This is a genomic window from Planotetraspora silvatica (assembly GCF_016863315.1).
GTDB classification, from domain to species: domain Bacteria; phylum Actinomycetota; class Actinomycetes; order Streptosporangiales; family Streptosporangiaceae; genus Planotetraspora; species Planotetraspora silvatica.
On record NZ_BOOQ01000003.1, the window covers coordinates 72,085 to 92,574 of the forward strand.

20 protein-coding genes and 1 tRNA gene are annotated in these 20,490 nt (G+C 68.3%); 10 read left to right on the plus strand and 11 right to left on the minus strand.

All coding sequences use genetic code 11. The features are described 5' to 3' along the window. Window positions 1–16 precede the first annotated feature (16 nt). The 5 genes from Psi02_RS03515 to Psi02_RS03535 form a co-directional block, all read right to left on the minus strand. A complete protein-coding gene (locus tag Psi02_RS03515) occupies window positions 17–1,393 on the minus strand; it encodes a hypothetical protein (RefSeq protein WP_203971773.1) in 1,377 nt (458 codons plus the stop codon). A gap of 659 nt (window positions 1,394–2,052) precedes the next feature. Further along, window positions 2,053–2,142, minus strand: a tRNA-Ser gene (locus tag Psi02_RS03520). 119 nt (window positions 2,143–2,261) lie between these two features. Beyond that, window positions 2,262–2,732, minus strand: coding sequence for a tRNA adenosine(34) deaminase TadA (gene tadA, locus Psi02_RS03525; protein WP_373317592.1), 471 nt, complete (start codon window positions 2,730–2,732; stop codon window positions 2,262–2,264). After that, window positions 2,729–3,211: a tRNA adenosine deaminase-associated protein gene (locus tag Psi02_RS03530; protein ID WP_203971775.1), complete on the minus strand. Its 483-nt coding sequence runs from the start codon at window positions 3,209–3,211 to the stop codon at window positions 2,729–2,731. The genes tadA and Psi02_RS03530 overlap by 4 nt, the downstream gene beginning before the upstream one ends. A gap of 15 nt (window positions 3,212–3,226) precedes the next feature. Continuing rightward, window positions 3,227–3,715 (minus strand): tRNA adenosine deaminase-associated protein, encoded by a 489-nt coding sequence (locus Psi02_RS03535; RefSeq protein ID WP_373317285.1) that lies wholly within the window; start codon window positions 3,713–3,715, stop codon window positions 3,227–3,229. 141 nt (window positions 3,716–3,856) lie between these two features. On the opposite strand from Psi02_RS03535, the gene upp reads away from it, so the two are divergent. The 6 genes from upp (at window position 3,857) to Psi02_RS03565 (ending at window position 7,861) form a co-directional block, all read left to right on the plus strand. Further along, entirely contained in the window at window positions 3,857–4,495 is a 639-nt protein-coding gene (gene upp, locus Psi02_RS03540; RefSeq protein ID WP_203971777.1) for a uracil phosphoribosyltransferase, read from the plus strand. Between the two features lie 114 nt (window positions 4,496–4,609). Further along, a complete protein-coding gene (locus tag Psi02_RS03545) occupies window positions 4,610–4,828 on the plus strand; it encodes a three-helix bundle dimerization domain-containing protein (protein WP_203952782.1) in 219 nt (72 codons plus the stop codon). 78 nt (window positions 4,829–4,906) lie between these two features. Further along, on the plus strand, window positions 4,907–5,083 hold the full coding sequence (locus Psi02_RS03550; protein WP_203952781.1) for a hypothetical protein: 177 nt from the start codon (window positions 4,907–4,909) through the stop codon (window positions 5,081–5,083). Further along, complete coding sequence (locus tag Psi02_RS03555) at window positions 5,080–5,607, plus strand: PH domain-containing protein (RefSeq protein WP_203884531.1); 528 nt, start codon at window positions 5,080–5,082, stop codon at window positions 5,605–5,607. Before Psi02_RS03550 ends, Psi02_RS03555 begins: the two co-directional genes overlap by 4 nt. A 136-nt stretch (window positions 5,608–5,743) precedes the next feature. Then, window positions 5,744–7,072 (plus strand): helix-turn-helix domain-containing protein, encoded by a 1,329-nt coding sequence (locus Psi02_RS03560; RefSeq protein ID WP_203971779.1) that lies wholly within the window; start codon window positions 5,744–5,746, stop codon window positions 7,070–7,072. A 99-nt stretch (window positions 7,073–7,171) separates the two neighbouring features. Then, window positions 7,172–7,861 (plus strand): FadR/GntR family transcriptional regulator, encoded by a 690-nt coding sequence (locus tag Psi02_RS03565; RefSeq protein ID WP_203971781.1) that lies wholly within the window; start codon window positions 7,172–7,174, stop codon window positions 7,859–7,861. A 37-nt stretch (window positions 7,862–7,898) separates the two neighbouring features. Here the strand turns inward: Psi02_RS03565 and dnaN are convergent, their stop codons facing one another. From dnaN to Psi02_RS03580, 3 genes are all read right to left on the minus strand, one after another. Beyond that, complete coding sequence (dnaN, locus tag Psi02_RS03570) at window positions 7,899–8,990, minus strand: DNA polymerase III subunit beta (protein ID WP_203971783.1); 1,092 nt, start codon at window positions 8,988–8,990, stop codon at window positions 7,899–7,901. Between the two features lie 111 nt (window positions 8,991–9,101). Further along, window positions 9,102–9,749 carry a response regulator gene (locus Psi02_RS03575; protein ID WP_203971785.1) on the minus strand — a complete coding sequence of 216 codons (648 nt, stop codon included), beginning with the start codon at window positions 9,747–9,749 and terminating at the stop codon, window positions 9,102–9,104. Continuing rightward, on the minus strand, window positions 9,740–11,245 hold the full coding sequence (locus Psi02_RS03580; RefSeq protein ID WP_203971787.1) for a sensor histidine kinase: 1,506 nt from the start codon (window positions 11,243–11,245) through the stop codon (window positions 9,740–9,742). The genes Psi02_RS03575 and Psi02_RS03580 overlap by 10 nt, the downstream gene beginning before the upstream one ends. A 505-nt stretch (window positions 11,246–11,750) precedes the next feature. Between Psi02_RS03580 and Psi02_RS03585 the strand changes: the two genes are divergently transcribed. The 3 genes from Psi02_RS03585 to Psi02_RS03595 all read left to right on the plus strand — a co-directional run bounded on the left by Psi02_RS03585 (window position 11,751) and on the right by Psi02_RS03595 (window position 13,888). Continuing rightward, window positions 11,751–12,542 (plus strand): helix-turn-helix domain-containing protein, encoded by a 792-nt coding sequence (locus tag Psi02_RS03585; protein ID WP_203971789.1) that lies wholly within the window; start codon window positions 11,751–11,753, stop codon window positions 12,540–12,542. 75 nt (window positions 12,543–12,617) lie between these two features. Then, on the plus strand, window positions 12,618–13,079 hold the full coding sequence (locus Psi02_RS03590) for an SRPBCC family protein (RefSeq protein ID WP_203971791.1): 462 nt from the start codon (window positions 12,618–12,620) through the stop codon (window positions 13,077–13,079). Window positions 13,080–13,153: 74 nt separating this feature from the next. Continuing rightward, window positions 13,154–13,888 (plus strand): metallophosphoesterase, encoded by a 735-nt coding sequence (locus tag Psi02_RS03595; RefSeq protein WP_203971793.1) that lies wholly within the window; start codon window positions 13,154–13,156, stop codon window positions 13,886–13,888. Window positions 13,889–13,966: 78 nt separating this feature from the next. On the opposite strand, the gene Psi02_RS03600 is transcribed toward Psi02_RS03595, so the two are convergent. Both Psi02_RS03600 and Psi02_RS03605 read right to left on the minus strand, forming a co-directional pair. Next, a complete protein-coding gene (locus tag Psi02_RS03600) occupies window positions 13,967–14,983 on the minus strand; it encodes a DUF2637 domain-containing protein (protein ID WP_203971795.1) in 1,017 nt (338 codons plus the stop codon). A gap of 198 nt (window positions 14,984–15,181) precedes the next feature. Beyond that, entirely contained in the window at window positions 15,182–15,814 is a 633-nt protein-coding gene (locus tag Psi02_RS03605) for a TetR/AcrR family transcriptional regulator (protein WP_203971797.1), read from the minus strand. Window positions 15,815–15,907: 93 nt separating this feature from the next. Here Psi02_RS03605 and Psi02_RS03610 point away from each other — a divergent pair, with 93 nt between their 5' ends. After that, window positions 15,908–16,825: an NmrA family NAD(P)-binding protein gene (locus tag Psi02_RS03610; protein ID WP_203971799.1), complete on the plus strand. Its 918-nt coding sequence runs from the start codon at window positions 15,908–15,910 to the stop codon at window positions 16,823–16,825. Between the two features lie 162 nt (window positions 16,826–16,987). Here the strand turns inward: Psi02_RS03610 and Psi02_RS03615 are convergent, their stop codons facing one another. After that, window positions 16,988–20,242: a hypothetical protein gene (locus Psi02_RS03615; protein ID WP_203971801.1), complete on the minus strand. Its 3,255-nt coding sequence runs from the start codon at window positions 20,240–20,242 to the stop codon at window positions 16,988–16,990. Window positions 20,243–20,490 lie beyond the last annotated feature (248 nt).

The following is a 20,490-nucleotide window of genomic DNA, read 5'->3' on the forward strand; positions in this document are numbered from 1 at the left end:
CTCATTGTCGGTGCTTCTACGGACTGACGGGCTTGGGCAGGTACGCGACATAGGTGCTGTTCGGCAATTTCAGACGGCGCCAATCAGCCATGAACGCGGGTACATGTTCCTTTCCCCTCATCCGCACGATCACATCGTTACCGTGCGCAATCGCGTCCGCGATCAGAGGCTCCTTGCTCGGAAGGGTCTCCTCGGTGGCATACTCCGACCTGCATCGCAGGGGATATCCCTGTTGGATCGCACCGGCACCGACGATCAGGCATGGGGCATGGACCCCATACTTCTCACGGAGGAACTTGGCCTGCGCGGTGTGGTTGCGGCCTTCCTCGATCACTCCATCATTCGCCCTGGTGAACGGCACCTGCTGCACGACCACGTGGCCGACGATGAGGCTCGTCACAATCGCCGCCATCGCCACTCGCGCCCATGTACGGCGCCGCGCCAGGAGCCACACCACTCCAAATGCGATCGGGATCGAAAGCAGGGCGTAGGCGGGCAACAGGAATCGCGGCGCGGCATAGTCGATCAGCAGCCAGTAGGGCAGTGCGACAGCCAGCGCACAACTTATCGTGACCAGGATTCGGGTCAGGTGACCGTGCCGGCGGGCCGGGTATATGGCCAGTGCCACCAAAGCCGGCAGAAGAAGCCACCAGAGGGAATTCGAGAGCTCGAAACCGTCGCACAGGTTGTGCGGTCGGCAGAGCAGATACTTTCCGTCCAGCGCGTCGAGGTATCTCGGCAGGCTCCACGTCAGTCCGCCTTCATTGACCTCCGCACCACCGCGCAACCGCGCAATTGGGCCGCCGAAGCTGATGAACGCCTCGATGATCCATGCGCCCCACCCGACCGCCAAGCCCGCCGCAACGGCACCGATCGGTCGGAGTCGTCGCCAGGCCGGGATGACGACAGAGGCAAGGAAAAGCGGCGCCGCGGCGGCCAGAGAGTCCGTGGGGCGTAGCAGCGACGCTGCCGCGAACGCGGCCACGATGCACAACATCGCTCCGACAGTGGCTTTCGATGCGCTGACCGCTCGGAAGAATAGGCCGGTTCCGGCCATCAAGGTGAAGGCCAACCACAGATTCGGGTAGGCCATGTCGCCGTAAAGCACCGTCATCCACAGCGTGGCGAACAGTCCTGCGGCCAGCGCCGGCACGTACCGCCAGTTCTTGCCACCCTGTTGAAATAAGGAGAGCCATGGCATGAACGCCGCATACAGGAGGACGCCGGCGAGGATGACCAGATAGACGCGAATGGCAAAGACCGACGCCGTGAACAGGCCTACAGGCGCCAACAGCAGAGGCATTCCACGCGCCCTCGGCGCGCTGAACATAACGTTGGGAACGTCGTGCACGATCTGGCTGGCATAGACGACCTCATCCCACTGCATCCCCATCGTCTGCGACGTCCTCAAGAACACCGCAATGGAATAGCCGAGAGCAACAAGGATCAGCAGGGCATGCTCTGGTGCGATCGATCTCCATGTCCATTTACTTCGGCTCGGCGCCGCAGTCTCTATTGGGCTGGTAGCTAGGGACACACCCGCTCCTTAATCAGTTTCTCGGTCGTCCGAAAAGGATGCGCCGGTAGCGGCGCAGCGTACCGTGCCCCCGCCGGAACGGTCATTTCGGGTGATGTCGTAGCCGGCGTGAGCCAGGCGGCATGACGCCCGCTTGCCTTCTCGGGAGGGCGGGGGGTCTCCGCATGGGCCTCTCTACCGGCACTTCCGCTCGCGGCACGCCCCGCGCCAGGGTTCACTCGGCTCGTCGCGTCCCCAAGCGGGATGTCAGCCCCCAAGCAGTGACACGCCAGAACGCCTCGACGACGATCGCCCGAGTCATCTTGCCGACCCCGTGCTCGACGAACGTGATCGGCACCTCGACCACGCGGAACCCGCGGGCGACCGCACGCCGTACCAGGTCCCGACCCCAGCACGAGGCCGGCCCGCTCCAGCGCGGTCAGCAACCCGCGGCGGTTCCTCTCGTGAGCGCCCCCATGGCGTGGGAAGCAAAAGAGCCGCCGACCTGTGAACGCAGGTCAGCGGCTCAATTTCAGTGGCGGTGGAGGTGGGATTTGAACCCACGGATAGGTTGCCCCATCACACGCTTTCGAGGCGTGCGCCCTCGGCCACTAGGCGACTCCACCGCGCAGTAGCCTACCGGACGAACACACCTGTCCGCGCATCCGTTCGCCCCGGCGAAAGCTCAGAAAACCGTCCCGGCGAAAGCGTCGAAAACGACGGCGCCGCCAGGGGAACCGAACCGTCAGGGACGGCGGTCGGCGAAGAAATCCCTGAGAACGGCGGCGCACTCGCCGGCCAGCACCCCCATGACCACCTCGGGGCGGTGATTCAGCCGGCGGTCCCTGATCACATCCCAGACGGAGCCCGCGGCCCCCGCCTTCTCGTCGGCCGCGCCGTACACGACCCGGTCGACCCGGGCGAGCACCGCGGCGCCGGCGCACATGGTGCAGGGCTCAAGAGTGACCACGAGCGTGCAGCCGGCCAGCCGCCACCGTCCGGCCGCTTCGGCGGCGGCGCGGAGGGCGAGCACCTCGGCGTGGGCCGTCGGGTCGCCGCTCGTCTCCCGGTCGTTGCCAGCCCCCGACAACACCGAGCCGTCCCGGTCCACCACGACCGCGCCGACGGGAACCTCGCCACGCCGTCCCGCTCGTACGGCCTGCGCCAGAGCGAGCCGCATGGCGGCCTCGAAGTCCTCCGGAGACGAGCCGTTCACCGCAGCCGATCGAACTCGTCGGCGAAGGAGAGGCGTTCGGCGATCACGGCCAGAACGTCCGCGGGGAGCGCGCCCTCTTCCATGCTGAGCTCCAGCAACTCCTCGGCGGACAGCGAGAAGTCGGCCAGCAGTTCGAAGTCCCCGGCCGGCCGTACGCCGAGGTCGGGGGTGTCCTTGTCCATGGCCACACCGGCGAGCTCGGCGAAGATCTCCCCGAGGGGGTCCGCCAGCGCGGCGTGGGCGTCGGAGAGGAACATCCGGGGGTCCGCGTCACCGTCGTAGCGGACGATCGCGAACCACTCGTCCTCGATCTCGACGTACAGCAGCGCCAGCTCATCGCCATTGAGCCCGAGCGCCTCATGGACGGAGTCGGTCAGATCGTCGGCGATCTCGACGTCGCCGAGATCCACCTCGGTCCCGCTCCACCCACCGTCGATCTTCACGAAGGCGGCGGAAAAGAGATTCGGTCTGGAGGGCATGGCCGTCTCCCGAGGTCAGCCGATGGCGGCGTCGACGGCGCGTTCGAACGGCTGGGAGAACCCAAGCCGTGCGGCGATGCTCGACAGCACCTCGTCCGGCAGCAGGTCGAGATCTCCGGAGAGGGCTCCGAGTTCCATCTCGTCGAGCCCGAGGTCGGCGAAGATCGACAGGTCTCCCGCGGGAAGGACGCTGTCGAGCTCCTCCTCCTCGGGGACGGGCACATCGAGGTACTCGAGGACCTGCTGCGCGAGCGGCCAGTCCCAGGAGGCGGTGATGTCGGAGAGAAAAATGCCTATTTCATCACCAAAGAGCCGTAATGCCACGAAGAAGTCATCCCCCACGGCGACCAGGCCAATCGTGGTCCCCATGCTCGGCGTCTGTCGCAGCGCGTGGATCAGGCCACGCAGGTCGGAGGTGAGCGCCACGGGAAGCATCTCCGCCTCCCATTGATCGTCTTCGCGGTAGACCACGATGGCGAAGTCAAGCGCATCCACGTCTGTCATCGTCATCCCTACGGGCATGGTCCTCACGTCAGGTAATGGTCCCAGACTCGGAGTCCCACCGTCCGGCGCTCGCCCCAAATTGTGATCAAAAGAGTCAGGCGGCGTCGATGGCTCCGCCAGGGGACGGTAACTTCTTTAGCCATGGAGACCCTGGTAGTCGATCACCCGCTCGTCGCTCACAAGCTGACCACGCTTCGCGACGTCCGGACCGACTCGCCGACGTTCCGGCGCCTTGCTGACGAGCTCGTCACCCTACTCGCCTACGAGGCCACGCGTGACGTCCGCGTCGTCGACGCGACGGTCGACACCCCCGTCGCCCCGGCCCACGGCGTACGGCTGGCACGTCCGGTGCCGCTCGTCGTACCGATCCTGCGCGCCGGCCTGGGGATGCTCGACGGGATGACCCGCCTCCTGCCCACCGCGGAGGTCGGCTTCCTCGGCATGATCCGCGACGAGTCCACTCTCAAGGCCCAGACGTACGCCACCCGGCTGCCCGAGGACCTGTCGGGACGTCAGTGCTACGTGCTCGACCCGATGCTCGCCACCGGCGGCACGCTGGCCGCGGCGGTCCAGTTCCTGTTCGACCGCGGCGCCGACGACGTGACCGCGATCTGCCTGCTGGCGGCTCCCGAGGGCATCGCGCACATGGACGCCGCCTTCCAGGGTTCGGGCAAGCCCCTCCGCCTCGTGACGGCGGCGCTCGACGAGCGGCTGAACGAGCAGGGCTACATCATGCCGGGCCTCGGCGACGCAGGAGACCGCCTCTACGGCGTGGTCTGATCTCCCCTCGCGTCTCCCCGCGCCATAGTTACTCTGCGCACCCTTTCGGGTACACAGAGTAATAGACGACGTCGCCTCGCCCTCGCGCGAGCGGACGCGCCAGCGGGGAGAGTCATGAGTCAGCTTCCGGACAGTGAGCAGTACGAGCAGGTCGAGGCCATGCTCAGGGACGAGTTCGCCGGCATTCACCCGGCGGCCACCGTCAATCGCTGCGTCCAAGCCGCGCACCACGGTGCGGTGGAAGTGACAGGCCACGCCCCGCCGAGCCTGGTGGAGCGCATCGCGCGCAAGCATCTCCAGGTTCTCGCGACCGCCGCGGCGGAGCGGGGGTGACGCCGCTCTATATCGACATGGCTCGACATTCATATTTTGCCGCTTTACCGAACTAGCGGCCTGGGTAATGTATAGCTCATGGGAGTGGTGACGGCAGTGCAGGCCAAGAAGCTGATTAAGTGGGGGGCCATCGGGATGGCGGCCTTCTACCTCTTGAACAAGCCCGCAGACGCGGCGCAGACGGTCCACGGCGCGTTCAACGGGCTCGTGACCGCGGGTAACTCGATGGCGCAGTTCTTCGCGCAGCTGACATGAGACTTGTGACCCACGGGGACTCAGCCCCGTCGTCGGTCAACCGTTACCTCCTCCCCCACGAACAACAAGTCATCATGGTTCGGCGCCATCCCGCCGTGCTCCTCCGGCCCGTCGCCGAGATCTTCGGCGGGCTGATCCTCGCGGGCCTGCTCAGCAAGTGGCTGAGCGGCACGGGGGGAAGTGAGGCCCTTGTCATCATCTGGTGGGCCTGGCTGTTGCTACTCATCCGTTTCGTCTGGAAAGTAGCCGAGTGGTCCGTCGACTACTTCGTCGTCACGTCACAGCGCATGCTCCTCACCACCGGCCTCATCACGCGCAAGGTCGCGATGATGCCGCTGGGCAAGGTCACGGACATGAGCTTCCAGCGGTCGCTGCTCGGGCGGCTGCTCGGCTACGGAGAGTTCGTCCTGGAGTCGGCCGGCCAGGACCAGGCGCTGCGGTCGGTCCCCTACATCCCCTATCCGGAGACCTTGTACCTGGAGGTCTGTCAGATGATCTTCCCCAGCAAGGACGACGACGACTGACGAGCGCGAAAGCTGACACACAGCGTCTCGTGATCGAACCTTCACCGTCGTGATTCTTGACGGAGGGTTACACGATTCGGTCGCTTCGTGCCATTATGGCGAGACCATTGACCATTCCCCCGCCCTGAGAGATCCAATGCCGAGTCAGGGAACCATCGGTGACCGCGTCCGCGGATTGCGGTTGAGCAGGCGCATGTCGCAAGCCCAGTTGGCCGGGCCTGACCTGTCCGACAGTTATGTCTCACTCATCGAGTCCGGAAAGCGGACGCCTACGCCGGTCGTCGCGCGGCTCCTCGCCGAGCGACTCGGATGCACCACCGAGTTCCTGCTTCACGGGATAGAACCTCGGCAGCGCATCGACACCGAGCTCGGCCTGCGTCATGCCGAGCTCGAGCTGTATCACGGCGATCCCGTCGTTGCGGCCGACCGGTTCGGAGACATCGTCAAGGCCGCAGGCGACGACAACGCGATGCTCGCCGCGCACGCGCGGCTGGGCAGGGCTCGCGCGCTGGACGCGCAGGGCCGGACCGGCCGCGCCGTCGAGGCGTACGAGCGGCTCCGCCGTGAGGCCGCCGCCCACCCCGAGCGTCTGGCCGACCTCCCCCTCACTGTGGCGCTCTGCCGGTGCTACCAGAGGGCGGGCGACATGCTCCGCGCCCGCGACCTCGGCGCTCATGCGCTGGCCCAGGTCGAGCGCCTCGGTTTCGTCCACGGCGAGATCGCCGTCGAGCTGGCCCTCGCGCTGGTGGAGACCCAGACCGGCCTGCCGTACGTCGAGCGGGTCCTGGCCGCGTCCGGAGTGCCGTCGGCGGTCGACCGCAGGTCGGAGGCCCTCGATCTCTGGCAGGCCAGCGTGACCGCGGCCGACGGCGAGGACTCCGCTCTGGCGGTGCAGCTCGCTGACGACGCTCTCGCAGCCGGACGGTCCGCGCGCATGGCCATCCGGTGCGCCAGGATCGCCGTGCAGTGGGCTCGGCTCGCGGCGGCAAGTCCCGAAGGCGCCGATTTGGATCGAGCCAACGAACTCGCCCTGTCGGCGAGCCGCGTCCTCGCCGGCTTCCCCGCCGAGAAGCTGGATCACGCGCGCAGCCTCGTGGCGCTGTCACGTGTACGGCTTCGCACAGGTGAGGCGGACGGCGCGCTGAGCGCGGCGGGTCAGGCGCTGGACGTGCTCGCCGACTCGCCCGGTACGACGGCGGCCGACGCGCATCTGGTTCTCGCCGAAGTCGCGTTGGCACGCTCCGAAGACGCCGCAGGACCGCTCCAGCGCGCGGAGGATCTGCTCGACACCCGTACGGAGGCCCCCGACCGGGAGACCGCGCAGACCTGGCGTCAGCTCGGTGACCTGTGGGGACAGGCCGGATCTATTGATCAACAGGCGAAGGCATATCGTAAGGCGCTGGAGGCCGTCGGCATCCACGTGAACATTCCGGGCTCCACCGCTGCGGCGGTGCTCACCCGTTAGCCTCCCTGGAGCTCCGGCGTTCCGGAGGCTCTGGAATAATTGGGGTCGGCCAGTCATTCAATCATGGGATGACTGGTGTTTCCCAAGAGGAGGCGGACTGTGAGTCTGCGGACGGCGCAGCGAGCGTCTCTCGTCGACCAGGTGATCGACCAGCTGAAGGAGCAGATCACTTCAGGCTCCTGGCAGATGCACGGCAAGATCCCTACTGAGACCGTGCTGGCCGAGCACCTCGGCGTGGGCCGGAACACGGTTCGTGAGGCCGTGCGCGCACTGACCCACGCCGGACTGCTGGAATGCCGCCAGGGCGACGGCACTTACGTCCGGGCCATCAGCGAGCTGTCCGGCGCCATGGCGAGACGACTTCGGACGGCGGAACAACTCGAGATCCTCGAGGTCCGGCGCGCCCTCGAAGTCGAGGCGGCCAGGCTCGCCGCGGCCCGGCGCACCGACAAGGACATCGTCGCCATCGAGGCGGCCCTGGCCGAGCGGGAGAAGGCCTGGGCGAGCGGGGAGCCCGACAGGTTCGTCGAGGCCGACCTCGCATTCCACGTGGCGGTCGTCGAGGCGACCCACAACAGCGTGCTGACCGACCTCTACATCGACTTCTCCGCGGCCCTGCGTGCGAGCATCGCGGCGGCGGGCGGCACGCTGGAGCAGAACTACATCCCCCACGACGCGATCTTCAGGGCGATCGTCGCCGGCGACTCGGCGGCGGCCGAGCGGGCAGGACACGCGTGCATGGAGCACATCCTCATCGCGCTCACCGAGTCGCAGGATCTGACCGCCTGATCACTCCGCCCCAGGCGGGCCCGGCCGGAGTGCCGGGTCAGCCGAGGCGGAGCGACATCACCAGGTAGCGGAAGTCGGGATCGTCACCCTCGTTGGCGATCAACGCCGGACGAGTCGGCGAGTCCATGTTGAGCCGGACCCGCTCGGTCTCGACTCCCACCAGCCCGTCGAGCAGGAAATGGGGCTGGAACGCGATCTGGATGTCGTCACCCTCGAGCTCGGCCTCCAGGACCTCGGCTCCTCGCCCGATCTCACCGCCCCCGGCCTGGATGAGCACCTGGCCCTGGGAGAACGACAGGCGCACCGCCGTGTTGCGCTCCGCCACCAGCGCCACCCGCTTGATGGCCTCGACGAACGGGGCGGCCTCCACGTCGGCGTGGATCGCCCACTGCTCGGACAGCCGGGACCGGTAGTCGATGAACTGGTCGTCCAGGAGCCGGACCGTGGTGGTGCGGCCCTGACTCTCGAATCCGGCCACGTTGTCGTCGAGGCCGATCACGACCTCACCGCCACGCAGGGAACGGGCCACCTCGACCAGGACCCGGGCCGGCACCATCGCCGCCCGGCTCTCGTCCTCTCGCTCCGGATGCCAGAGGAACTCCCTGGCGGCGATCCGATAGCGGTCGGTGGCCGCCATCGACATCTGAACTCCGTCGATGTCGAGCCGCACACCGGTCAGCATGGGCAGCGTGTCGTCGCGGCTCGCGGCGGCCGACACCTGTCCGACTGCGGTGGCGAAGACCCCGCCGCCGACCATGCCGACTCTGGACGGCATGGCGGGCATCGTCGGAAAGTCCTCATCCGGCAGCGTGAGCAGGCCGAACTCGGCACTCCCGCAGGTCAGCACGGCCTCGGATCCACTCCGGACGATCTCCACCGGCCGGTTCGGCAGACTTCGGGTGATCTCGGCGAGCACCTTGCCGGGGATCAGGACACGCCCGGGCTCCGCCACCTCCGCCTCGACGTCGGCGCGGGCGGAGACGTCGTAGTCGAACGCGGAGACGCGCAGGGCCTCGCCGGCCTCGATCAGCAGTCCCGACAGCGCGGGAACGGCCGGACGGCCCGGCAGCACCCGAGCCGTCCACGCCACGGCGTCGGCGAGAACATCGCGGTTCACCTGGAACTTCACAAGACCTCCTGCGACTGTCGCGCCGAGCCGTACCTCGCTGAAGGTAACGTGTGCGACCGACAGAACGGCCGTAGGCCCCAGTGTGCCACCGACGGCGCTCCGAGGGCGGTGCTACTTCTCGTTCAGGAAGGCGAGGACGGCGAGCACGCGGCGATTGTCGTCATCGGACGGAACGAGGCCGAGCTTGCCGAAGATGTTCGCCGTGTGCTTGCCGACCGCGCTCTCGCTCAAGTAGAGCCGCTGCCCGATGGCGGCGTTCGACCGGCCCTCCGCCATGAGTTCCAGGACCTCCCGCTCGCGCGGGGTGAGTCGCCCAACGGGTTCGTTGCGCGCATTGCTGGCGAGCAGTTTGGCGATGACCTCCGGATCCATCGCCGTGCCTCCGGCGGCGACGCGCTTCACGGCGTCGATGAACTGCTCGCCGTTGAACACGCGGTCCTTCAGGAGATAGCCGATTCCGCCCGAGCCGTCGGCGAGCAGTTCCCTGGCGTACAACTGCTCGACGTGCTGCGACAACACCAGAACGGGCAGCCCGGGGATGCGCTTGCGCGCCGTGAGCGACGCCTGGAGTCCCTCGTCGGTGAACGTCGGCGGGAGCCGTACATCGACGACCGCGACGTCGGGGCGCTCCTTGAGCAGGGCCTCGAGCAACTCGGGGCCGGACTCGACCGCGGCCACGACGTCGAGCCCGTGCGCGCGCAGCAGGTGGACGAGCCCTTCCCTGAGCAGATGCAGGTCTTCGGCGATTACTACGCGCACGCGACCTCATTCGCCTTCCGGTGTTGCGCCGACAGGGTGGCTGCGGTGGCGAGCATCCCGGTGCCCAGAAGGATCATGCCGATGATGGTCGGCCACTGAAGCGACGGCGGCATGTGAAGGGCGAGGAACCAGGACTTCTCGGTGATGCCCACCAGCTTGAGGATCATCGCGACGAATCCCTGCGGAAAGAGGGGAATCCAGCAGAGCGACCAGCATATGCCCATCGTCACGGTCCGCCAGGTGACCGGGGGACGTACGACCTGCAGTGCCCGCGGCAACTCGATCACGGCCGTCGTCGGGCCGCCCATGGGGCTGTTCAGGGCGAGGATGCCGTCGAACGCGCCGAGCCGTCGCTCGATGCCGGCGAGGCCGGTGCCGCGCGAGGCGTCCGCACCGCCGTGGCCGTCGTCGGTCACCGTGATCCGCAGCCTGTCGCCCGAGGTGCTGACGTCGATCCACGCCTGCGTCGCGCCGCTGTGCCGTACGACATTGGTGAGCACCTCGCTCACCGCGAAGTACGCCGCCGACTCCAGCGGAGCGTTGAGCCTGCCGGGCAGCTCCACTGTCACGTGCGTCCGGAGAGGGGTGTCCAGGGCGAGGGCGCGCACGGCGTCCGCGAGGCCGCGCTCGGCGAGCACCGGAGGATGGATGCCGCGCACCAGCTGACGGAGCTCCTGCAATGCCGTCGAGGATGCGTCCCTGGCCTTCGCGAGCAGGGCCTTCGCGGCGGCGGGGTCGGACTCCATCAGCTCCTCGGCCGCACCGATCGTCATGCCGACCGCGACGAGGCGGGCCTGCGCACCGTCGTGCAGATCGCGCTCGATCCTGCGCAGCTCGGCCGCCTGAGAGTCGACGACGTCCGTACGGGCCCGGGCCAGGCGGCTGACCTGCTGCGCGAGCCTGGCCTTCTCGGTCCGGCCCAGCATCACCCTGGCGATCACCCCGTGCACGTGCACCGCCCAGGGGGCGTACCAACGGGCGGCGCCGAGCACGAGCAGCAGCCAGAGGAGACCGATCGGGCTGCCGCCGGCCAGTTGGACGACACCGACCACGACGAGGATCGCGGGGGCGCCCGCGAGCAGCCCGCCCGCCCACATGTCCGCCGCGAGGAACCCGAAGTCACGCCACGTCGCCGAATCTTTCAGCAGCCAGCTCAGCCGGCGGTTGAACGCGGGGATCCTGGGCGTGCGGTAGAGGGAACGGCCGTCCCGGTACCAGCCGTCGGGGAGCCGCACCGGAGGGTCGGGCTCGGGGAGGTAAGGCTCGTCGATCTCGACACCGGACCACTCGCGCGCCAGCCTCCGGTTCAGCCCGGTCAGCCGCCGGACCAGCCGGACGACCGGCGGGACAAGGAAGATCATGCCGAGCACCGTGCTCAGCACCATTGCGACCAGCGCGACCACGGCGACCAGTTCGCCGAGCAACGCCACGCAGAAGAGGGCGGTGCCTGTCACCAGCGCCCGTGTCGTCATCCGGCCTGTCCCGCTCTCATCCATGCCGTCAGTCTGGGACCGGGAGACATCGTTGGACAGTGGCGGCAGGTGCCCGGCCGGGGTGGGGATAGGTACACCCCGAGTCGGTCTTCAGCCGCATTCCCGACGAAGCTCACCCACCCTCACCCCTCGCCGTGATCATGCACAGGCTCGGGAAATGATGCCCTCACCAGCCAAACCTCCCAGCGTGATCATGCACAGGTTCGGAGATCGCCCGGCTGAGCTGCGGAAACTCACGGCGTGATCATGCGCGCATTCTGTCGAATCACCGCTGACCTGCGACGACATTATTTGTGATCATGCACTGAACGGCCGGTGCATGATCACGAACGATGTTTTCGCAGGCGAGAGGCCACGATTCCGAACCTGCGCATGATCACGAACGGCGAATGCGCAGGTCGGAGGGCATGATTACGAACCTGTGCATGATCACGCCCCATTGCGCTTGCTCTTTGGTTACCTGTGAGGTAATCGCTCGGGTACAGGGGGGTGGATAGCGTCTGGGGGTGTGACCGTAGCGCAGCTTCACCAGCGGCCGTTCGGCGAACTACTCCGCCAGTGGCGGGAGCGCCGGCGGCTGAGCCAGCTCGAACTCTCGATCCAGGCCGAGATCTCCACCCGGCACGTCAGCTTCCTGGAGACGGGCCGCGCCAAGCCCAGCCGCGACATGGTGCTACATCTCGGCGAGCATCTGTCCCTGCCTCTCCGCGAGCGCAACCACCTGTTGTTGGCCGCCGGTTATGCCCCGGTCTACACGGAGTCGCCCCTGGACTCCCCGCACATGGCCGCCATCTGCGCGGCGATCCGGCAACTGCTCACCGCACATGAGCCGTACCCCGCCGTCGTCGTGGATCGGGGCTGGAACCTCGTCGACGCCAACGCGGGCATCGGGCGGCTCACCGAGGGGATCGATCCCGATCTGCTCGGGAACGTCCTGCGGGCGAGCCTGCATCCCGAGGGGCTCGCGCCGCACATCGTCAACCTCGGCGAATGGCGCGCCCATCTGCTCGGCCGGTTGAGGCGGCAGATCACCCAGACCGCCGATCCGGAGCTGGGCGACTTGTACGCGGAATTGCTCGACTACCCCTGCGACCAGCCCGAACCCGAGGTCGAGCTACCGGGCCCGGGCGACATCCTCGTCCCGCTGCGCATGCGGCGTGGGGAGCGGGAGTTGTCGTTCTTCAGCATCGTCGCGACATTCGGGACCCCGCTCGACGTCACGGTCGCCGAGCTCGCCATCGAGTCGTTCTTTCCGGCCGACCCGGACACGGCCGCCTTCCTCCGTGACACCCCTTCGTGATCATCCTGCGCTTCCCCCCAAATGGTGGTTCTTGCCACAATTTCAGGACATATCGCGCTGGACGCAGGAGGCCGAGTGTCGAACAGGGTGCTGACCCACGATTTCCATGTGGAGGCCGCGCCGGAGAAGGTGTTCGAGCACCTGACCACTCCCGAGAACTACATCGGCCTGTCCCCCCTCGTCGTCGCCGTCAGCGACGTGGATCGATCCGAGCCGGGGGTCATCCGGTACACCGCCGTCGAACGCTTCCGGTTCCTGTGGGTGATCACCCACGACAACCCCATCCGGGTGGCCCTCCACACTGACGGCTTGTCGGTCCACGGCGAAGTGCGCAGCCCTGGGCGCATCCGGATGGCGTACCGCTTCGATCTCGAGGCGGACGGCACGGGCACGCGGGTGAACGACAAGCTGGACCTGACGGCCCCGTGGCTCCTCGTCGGGTTCGCCGCGGGCGAGGCGCGCAAAGTCCAGCTCGCTCGCGCGCGGATCCTGGCCGAGCGCTTGTCGAGTGAAGACCGGCCCGCCGTGGGCCGATGACCACCCCCGCGGCTCCTGACGCCCGACCAGGCGCGTGAGAGGCTGAACACACCGATCCCGCGGAGGTAGCCCTCATGCTCGTGCTCGCCCATGTGAGTGACATCCACGTCGACGGAACCGAGCGGAACACCTCCCGGGCCGCCCGCGCGCTCGACTACGCCAGGGCGCTGCGCCCCGACGCGATCCTGCTCACGGGCGACATCGCCGACAACGGCGCGGTCGAGGAGTACGAGATCGTCCGCGAGCTGATCAAGGGGGACGACGTTCCTCTCGTCCTGTGTCCCGGCAACCACGACGCCCGCGGCAACCTGCGGAAGGTGCTGCTCGGCCTCGACGGCGACCACCCGGCCAACCAGGCGCTCAACCTCGAAAACGCCACGATCGCGCTGTGCGACTCCAGCATCCCGGGCCTGCCGGAAGGACGGCTCGACGACGAGACGCTCGACTGGCTCGACGGAGTGCTGAGCGCCACTCCGGGGGTTCCCGCCTTCGTCGGCATGCACCACCCGGCCGCCGAGCTGGGCATCCCCTACGTCGACGGCATCCGGCTCCGCGAGCCGGAGCGGCTCGCCCGGGTGCTCGGCCGCCACGACCACGTCGTCGCGGTGCTCGCCGGGCACGCGCACACGGCCGCCGCCACCACGTTCGCCGGCCTGCCGCTCCTCGTCGCACCCGGCGTGGTCAACACGGGGTTGCTGCCCTTCGAAACCGACGCGCTCCCGCCGGTCGACCTCACCCTTCCTCCGGCCATCGCCATCCACCTGCTCGACGACGGCCGGATCACGACCCACTACCGCCCGGTGCCCTGAGTCACTCGTCTCGGGGATCCAGGAGCCGTGGAACCCGGCGGGACCGGCGCGGGAGCCGTACGGACTCAGGGTGGGGCGTCAGCCGTCCCTGCTCTCGCTGAGGACCTCTCTGCGCAACCTGCGTCCGTGCGGCTCGGACAGGCCGAGCGCGCGGCCGATCGCCGCCCCGGTCATCTGCGGGTCCTGCGCGAGCAGCGCGGCGACCTGCGCACGGCGATCGCCGCTCATCTGATCGTCCCCCGGTACGGCCAGGCCCTGTCGATCCGATCGCTCGTCCCAGGGCCTGATCGCCTGAGCGAGCGGTTCACGCACCTCGGTGCGATCGGCCCGGTCGGTGCGGTCAGTGCCCCCGGGATCGGCTCGATCGGTGTGGTCCGTGCGGCCGGGATCGGTGCGATCGGCCCGATCGGCCCGGTCGGTGCGGCCGGAATCGGTGCGATCGGCCCAGTCGGCGCGATCGGTCACCCGATCCTGAACCGCCGTGGACTCGGTGAGGCTGGCGGCGAAGGCTCGCCTGGCCTGACCTGCGAGCCCGCCTCTGCCGACGAGTTCGCGATCGCCCACGACCGGCCGATCGCCCTCGTTCTGCTGAGCCGGGACACCGTTCTCGACATCCGGGACAGTGAGCGGGCCCGTCGCCATGGCCCGCTCGCTCGCCTCGACCGTCACGCGCTCGGACACCTCCCTGCCCGAACGGATCACCCACATCGTCAGCTCATAGGCGATCACGAGGGCGATCGCCGGCCACGCGGCCAGAGCCGCCGCGAGCGCGCCGCGCTCGATTCCATGCAGGATGTTCGCCGCGAGCGTCGCGGCGATGCCGAGGGCGAGCGCCCATCGAGCGAGCGCGGGCACCTTCAACTGGTAGCGGGCGCACCACAACAACACCATCGAGCTGGCGTAGATCATGCCGTCGACGGTGACCGGGACCAGGTGGGCCGAAAGTTCGTCCTCCGCGCCGTAGCGCTCGATGACGGCGACGGCGTGCCAGTAGCTGACCCAGCCGGCCACCACGGCCACTCCCAGGACCACGACCGTCATGGACACGCGGATGAGGCGATCGCCGACGCTGTAGGTGTGCCCTGTGGTGCTCACGAGGACGATGGTGCCACGCCACAATGTCGGCTATGTGACTTTCTTCATGCCGCCGGGTTTGCTTCATTGTCATCTTCGCCGACCCGCGTCCGCCGGGCCCGCGGGAGGCGGCACGGGTTTCCGGCTCGACGGAACGATCGCCATCTCAGGACTACGAGCGCCCCACCTGCGCATCCATGATCCGATGAGGCGGGACGGCTAGAGCCTGCCCGCCTCGGCGAGGGCGAGGACGTCGGTCGCCGCGCGGAGGGCCTGGCCGTCGATCTCGTCCGCTCCGGGGATCGCACCGCCGAGCAGGACCTTTTCGAAGAGGCCCGCGCGGAGCAGCGCCCCGAACCGGCGCGCGGCGTGGACGGGATCGTTGATCTTTTCCCGCAGGTCGGCCGGCCAGCGTGCGACATAGCGGGCCACCAGTTCGATGTCGTGCCCGACGACCTTCTGCTGATACCGCTGCCCCAGTTCCGGGAACCGTTGCGACTCCCTGACGACCACGCGATAGAGCCCCAGCTGTTCATCCGACAGCACGCGCCGCAGGTGTTCGGCTCCGGCCCCGGTCAGCCCTGCCAGCGGCGGCGCATCGAACCAGGGTGGATCCGTCGTGTCCGTGTCCAGGGTGCAGGCGGACTGGATCACCGCGATGAACAGGTCGTCCTTGTCGTCGAAATGCCGGTAGAGGGTCTTGATGGAGACGCCCGCGCTCGCCGCGATCCGGTTGACCGAGCTTCCCGCATACCCCTCGTCGAGGAAGGCTTGCAACGCGGCGCCGACGAGCGCTTCGCGCTTGCGCGCCATCAGCCCCGCCTTCGGGTCATCCGCGGCCCACGTGCGCATACGCCCTCCTTCGTCTTGACAGAAGCATACGACAGCGAACACTATCGTGACGTCCGACAGTGACCGCTGTCGAATGACGAAGGGGGAGAAACGATGCAGGCCAACGAGGTTGCGCGCGTGCTGGTGCTCGGCGCGAGCGGAAGGACCGGAGGGATGATCGCGGCCGCTCTTGAGGCGTCCCCGACCGGGGTCACCGTGGTCCGAGCCTCACGTGACCACGAGACGGTCGAGCGCTGGCGAGCGGAAGGACGCGCCGCAGTGCACCTCGACCTCGACGACGCGCGCACCTTCCCCGCGGCGCTCGAGGGCGTCGACCGGTTGTTCCTCATGGCCGGCTACACGGTGGCGATGACGCACCAGGCCAAGACGATCGTGGACGCCGCCGCCGACGCCGGTGTCGGGTTCATCGTCCATCTGGGCGTCTTCGGGAACGGACGCTCCACCGACCCGCATTTCGCGTGGCACGAACTGGTCGAGCGATACATCGAGGGAAGCGGGATCCCCTGGACCCATCTGCACCCGCACATGTTCATGGAGAATCTGCTGACCAGCCTCAGGCTGCGCGACGGGCGCCTGCCCTGGCCGATGGGCGACAAGCCGACCGGATGGATCGCCGTGGACGACCTGGCGGCGGTCGCGGCGAAGGTCCTCGCCGAGGGGCCGGAGATCCACGCGGGCAAGGGGTACTGGATGTCGACCGAGCTCCTCAACGGAGTCCAGGCGGCGGACATCCTCCGGCAGTCCCTCGATCAGCCCATCACAGCCCTGGTGATGACTCCGGACGACCTGCTGCGCATGGGCTCGGACGCCGCGCCGTCCTTCATGGAGGCGACGTACGCGGCCAGCACCCTGGAGTGGTTACAGCAGACGTACGACGGCCGGCTGGACTACGCCGCAGTGACGACCTCGACGATCGAGGAGCTCCTCGGCCGGCCGCCGTTGCACCTCGCGGACTGGGCGACCCGCAATCGGCAGGCTCTCCTCGGCGACTCCGTCCCGCACACCGCGTAACCGGCATTCGGCTGTGCGCCCGCGTATCCGATGTCCTCGAGCAGACCGCTCATCCGCCGGTGATCACGGTAGGGGCCGACCCGGGTTCGCCGTAGGACGGGACGACGTGGGCCCCGCCGGATGTCCGGCGGGGCCCACCCCGTTGTTTCAGTACCGCTGGGTTCAGCGGGCGACCGCCGACGTCGCCCTGCTGGTGGCGGTGCCGTCGGCGTGGCCGGTGCGGCGGGCGGTCACCTTCACGGTGATCTTCTTGCCACGCTGGGTGGACCCGAGCCTCAGCGAGGAATGGGTCGCGCCCTTGATCGCCTTGCCGTTCGCGTACCACTGGTAGGCGTACGACGTCGGAGCGGGCGTCCAAGTGCCGTGAGCGGCGGTGAGGGTGCGGCCCACCTTGGCCGTGCCGGAGATGCTCGGCGCCTTGGTGACCTTGGGGGCGGCCCCCTTGGCGACGGTGACCGCGGCGGTGGTCGCCGTGCCGTTCGCATGGCCGGTGCGGCGGGCCGTGACCACGACTGTCAGCTTCTTGCCCAACAACGACGCGGGCACCGTATACGTGGACGCCGTGGCCCCGGCGACCGACGTGCCGTTCGCCTTCCACTGATAGGAGTACGACGTCGCGGCAGGCGTCCAAGTCCCCGGCGAGACCGTGAGCTTGACACCGACCGTGGCGGTCCCTGTGATCTTGGCGGCTGCGGTGTTCTTCAGCGAGGCCTGGGTGACGGTGAAGCTGCCGAGGGAGTACTCGATGCCGTTGTGGGTGACGACGCTGAGGCTCCATGTGCCCACGGTGGCACCGGCCAGATCCAGGACCGCCGTCAGGCGTTTCCGGTCCGCCGACACCGCGGTCGTGACCGCGCGCCGTGTGCTGCCCGACCGGTATATCTGGACCTTGTCGTCCTCGTGTAGAGCGGTCCCCGTCACCGTCAGGGTGGCCTTGCCGCCGTTCCCGGCGGTGGCCGGGGTGACCCCGGTGGCACTGACCTGCTCAGGGCCGCAGCGGATGCCCGTGCAGGCGAGTTGCACACGGTAGGAGGTGCGCGCCGCCTTCTCCGGCAGGCCGATGACCAGGATGCTGGGAGAGACGGCCGTGGAGGACGGCTCGTTCAGGTAGCACTGATAGTCGCTGGGAAGGGACAGCACACAGTTGTCAGCCAGGCTCTTGCCGTACAACGCCGGGACGGCGGTCTCGGTGCCCCCGGCGGTGTCGCTGATCGTGAAGTCGAACCGGTCCCGGTACGCGGTGGGCAGCGCCGCACAGACGGCGGTGTGCTGCTCGTCCAGGGTGCCGCTGATCGGCCCGTACCCGTAACTGACGTTCGGTACGGCAGTGCACTCGGCGGCCGGTCCGGCCGCGGTGGCGATGCGCAGGGCGTCGAAGCGGTACGAGTCGGGGGCCTGCCGGCCCTTCCAGACGCTCACGAGAACCTGGTAGCTGGTTGATCCGGTGACCGCGCACGCCTTGGTGGTGTTGCCGCAGGCGAACTTGCCATGGGCGTCGAAGGCCCACAGAACCGCGGTGCCGAGGGCGTCGCGAACGTTCAGGTGCAGAACGTCCGTGGCGTTGCCGGTGGTCACCCGGCGGCACACCAAGGCGCCCAACGCGCCTTGCGCGCCGAGGGCGCCGCCCGACGACGGACCGCCGACCGCGGTCGCGGGGGTCGCGGCGCAGCCCTTGGCGGTCGTGGTGACGTCGCGGCGGGTCAGGGTGTAGCCGGCCGAGGCGTCGGCTCCGGCGACCAGGACGGTGTGGGCGACGCCGGGGGCGAGGCCGCAGGTGGTCCAATTGGACAGCCAACTGGCGACGGAGCAGACCTGCTTGCCTGCCGCGTCGAGGACCGACACGTCGGCCGGGGCGGTGCCGGAAACCGTTCGCAGCTCGAGGTTCTCCACTGCGCTGTGGGCGTCCGCCGGAATGGTGAGGCAGGTCGAGAAGACGCCGTCGCCGGTACTGAACGACGCCGCGGGACTGTTGGCGGTGAAGTCGCCCGCAGGGAGCGTCTGGCAGGTGTTCGCGGCGTCGGTGCGATACAGCACAACGGTGTACGAGCCGATGGACTCGTCTCCGTCGTAAGCGGAGACCAGGGCGCGGTACGGGGCCGTGCCGGTGAGGGCACAGGTCCCCGCGGAGAGGGTGTCCGTGTCACACTGCGTGGTTCCGTCGGCGTCGAGGACGGTCACGTCGGGGTGCGGGCCCGGCTCGTTCAGGGCTGTCAGCGCGGCCATCCGGGCGCCCTGGGGAAGAGGCAGCGTCAGGCAGTCCACCTCACCGTCCGCCGTGAAGGCGCCATGGTGAGCACCGAGTTGGACAGGCGCACAACCGGTCGTGGCGGCGCGGTCGAGGATCAAGGTCGGGCTGCCGGTGATCAGGGTGTACCTGCCCGCGGCGGGCACCGTGCACGGGGACTGCCAGATCTCGCAGACGGTCTTCCCGTCGTGGTCGTAGACCGTGGGCACGGATCGGCTACCGGACGAGACCCCGTAGACCGCGTAGCGTCCGGCGGCCGGGGCGGTGAAGATCTTGCAGTCGGAGTCCGGGTCCGGAGTGGTGGGCGCGGAGTTGTAGGAGTTGAGTGGAACGCTCGCGCAGCCCTGCGGGCTGGAGAGGCGGCGGATCTTCAGCGTGTATCCGGCCGGGAAGCCGCTCTCGATTTCACTGACCCGGAAGAGGACCCGGTAGGGGCCGTCGCCGGGCAGTACGCAGCCGTCACTGTCGTCTTCGTTGAATCGCGGGCAGATATGGTCACCCGTCCCGTCGGTGATCCACCACGACGAGCTGCCATAGGCGGTGATGCCCAGGTCGACGGTGATCCGCTCACCGGCGTGTCCCGTGAACGGCTGGCACATGATCGCCAGCCGGCCTGGGGACGAGCCGGTCACAGGCGGGTCGGCGTAGGTGGTTCCCGTCTCCCGCGCGCATCCGGCGGTGGCGGCGAGAGGGAACACGGAGACGATTGCCTCGGGCATGTCGCTGACACCGTCGTTGACGAGCTTCAGTGTGTAGCTGCCCGCATGCGGCAGTCGGCACCAGCCGGCACCCCATGTCGGCTCGTAGCAGTCCACCTGCGTGTCGCCGTCGAAGACCTGGGCATACGCACCGTGGACGTCGTCCACGGCGACACGGTGGAGACCTGCCTGTTCGGCGGTGAAGGTGAAGCAGGCGCTGCCGCCCACCGGAATCGCCGCCTTGCCCACCGCCTCATCCGCCTCGCCGAAGGCGGCAGTCGGGAGGATGGGGCAATCGGCGGCGGCGGTACGTGCGGGGGCGACGGCGGTACGTGCGGCCGGGGCGACGGCGACAGTGTCCGTCGCCGCCCACGCGGCGCCGACCGGCAGCAGCGTCGTCAGCAGGACCGCGAGCGTGAGCATTAAGGCGGTGTACGGCGCGGTTCTCCCGGCCGTACCCGGTTGATCAGACATTACGGCCCCTGGGGCTATTAATGGCGTGCGCACGCCATGGGGGGTGCGATAACGGTGCCAAAAGTGACTAATGGTAAAGATGTGACAATGATCGCATATGCCAGCTGATCGCTGAAGCCCGGCAATTCACCAGCTATGTCTATTACGCGACACCAGGGCTGACTGCCGACCGGCACGCCGTCGATGACGCTGGGGAAATCTCAAGCCTGTGTCACTTGTGCAATCTGGGTGTCATCGCAGATGAGAAA

Bases quoted from the DNA above. Each gene is read 5' to 3' on its own strand.
- Psi02_RS03530 (WP_203971775.1), bottom strand. From the start codon at position 3,211: ATGCCCTCCAGACCGAATCTCTTTTCCGCCGCCTTCGTGAAGATCGAC.
- Psi02_RS03545 (WP_203952782.1), top strand. From the start codon at position 4,610: ATGAGTCAGCTTCCGGACAGTGAGCAGTACGAGCAGGTCGAGGCCATG.
- Psi02_RS03550 (WP_203952781.1), top strand. From the start codon at position 4,907: ATGGGAGTGGTGACGGCAGTGCAGGCCAAGAAGCTGATTAAGTGGGGG.
- upp (WP_203971777.1), top strand. From the start codon at position 3,857: ATGGAGACCCTGGTAGTCGATCACCCGCTCGTCGCTCACAAGCTGACC.
- Psi02_RS03555 (WP_203884531.1), top strand. From the start codon at position 5,080: ATGAGACTTGTGACCCACGGGGACTCAGCCCCGTCGTCGGTCAACCGT.
- Psi02_RS03560 (WP_203971779.1), top strand. From the start codon at position 5,744: ATGCCGAGTCAGGGAACCATCGGTGACCGCGTCCGCGGATTGCGGTTG.
- Psi02_RS03605 (WP_203971797.1), bottom strand. From the start codon at position 15,814: ATGCGCACGTGGGCCGCGGATGACCCGAAGGCGGGGCTGATGGCGCGC.
- Psi02_RS03580 (WP_203971787.1), bottom strand. From the start codon at position 11,245: ATGGATGAGAGCGGGACAGGCCGGATGACGACACGGGCGCTGGTGACA.
- Psi02_RS03615 (WP_203971801.1), bottom strand. From the start codon at position 20,242: ATGTCTGATCAACCGGGTACGGCCGGGAGAACCGCGCCGTACACCGCC.
- Psi02_RS03515 (WP_203971773.1), bottom strand. From the start codon at position 1,393: ATGGGGATGCAGTGGGATGAGGTCGTCTATGCCAGCCAGATCGTGCAC.
- Psi02_RS03535 (WP_373317285.1), bottom strand. From the start codon at position 3,715: ATGACAGACGTGGATGCGCTTGACTTCGCCATCGTGGTCTACCGCGAA.
- Psi02_RS03610 (WP_203971799.1), top strand. From the start codon at position 15,908: ATGCAGGCCAACGAGGTTGCGCGCGTGCTGGTGCTCGGCGCGAGCGGA.
- Psi02_RS03595 (WP_203971793.1), top strand. From the start codon at position 13,154: ATGCTCGTGCTCGCCCATGTGAGTGACATCCACGTCGACGGAACCGAG.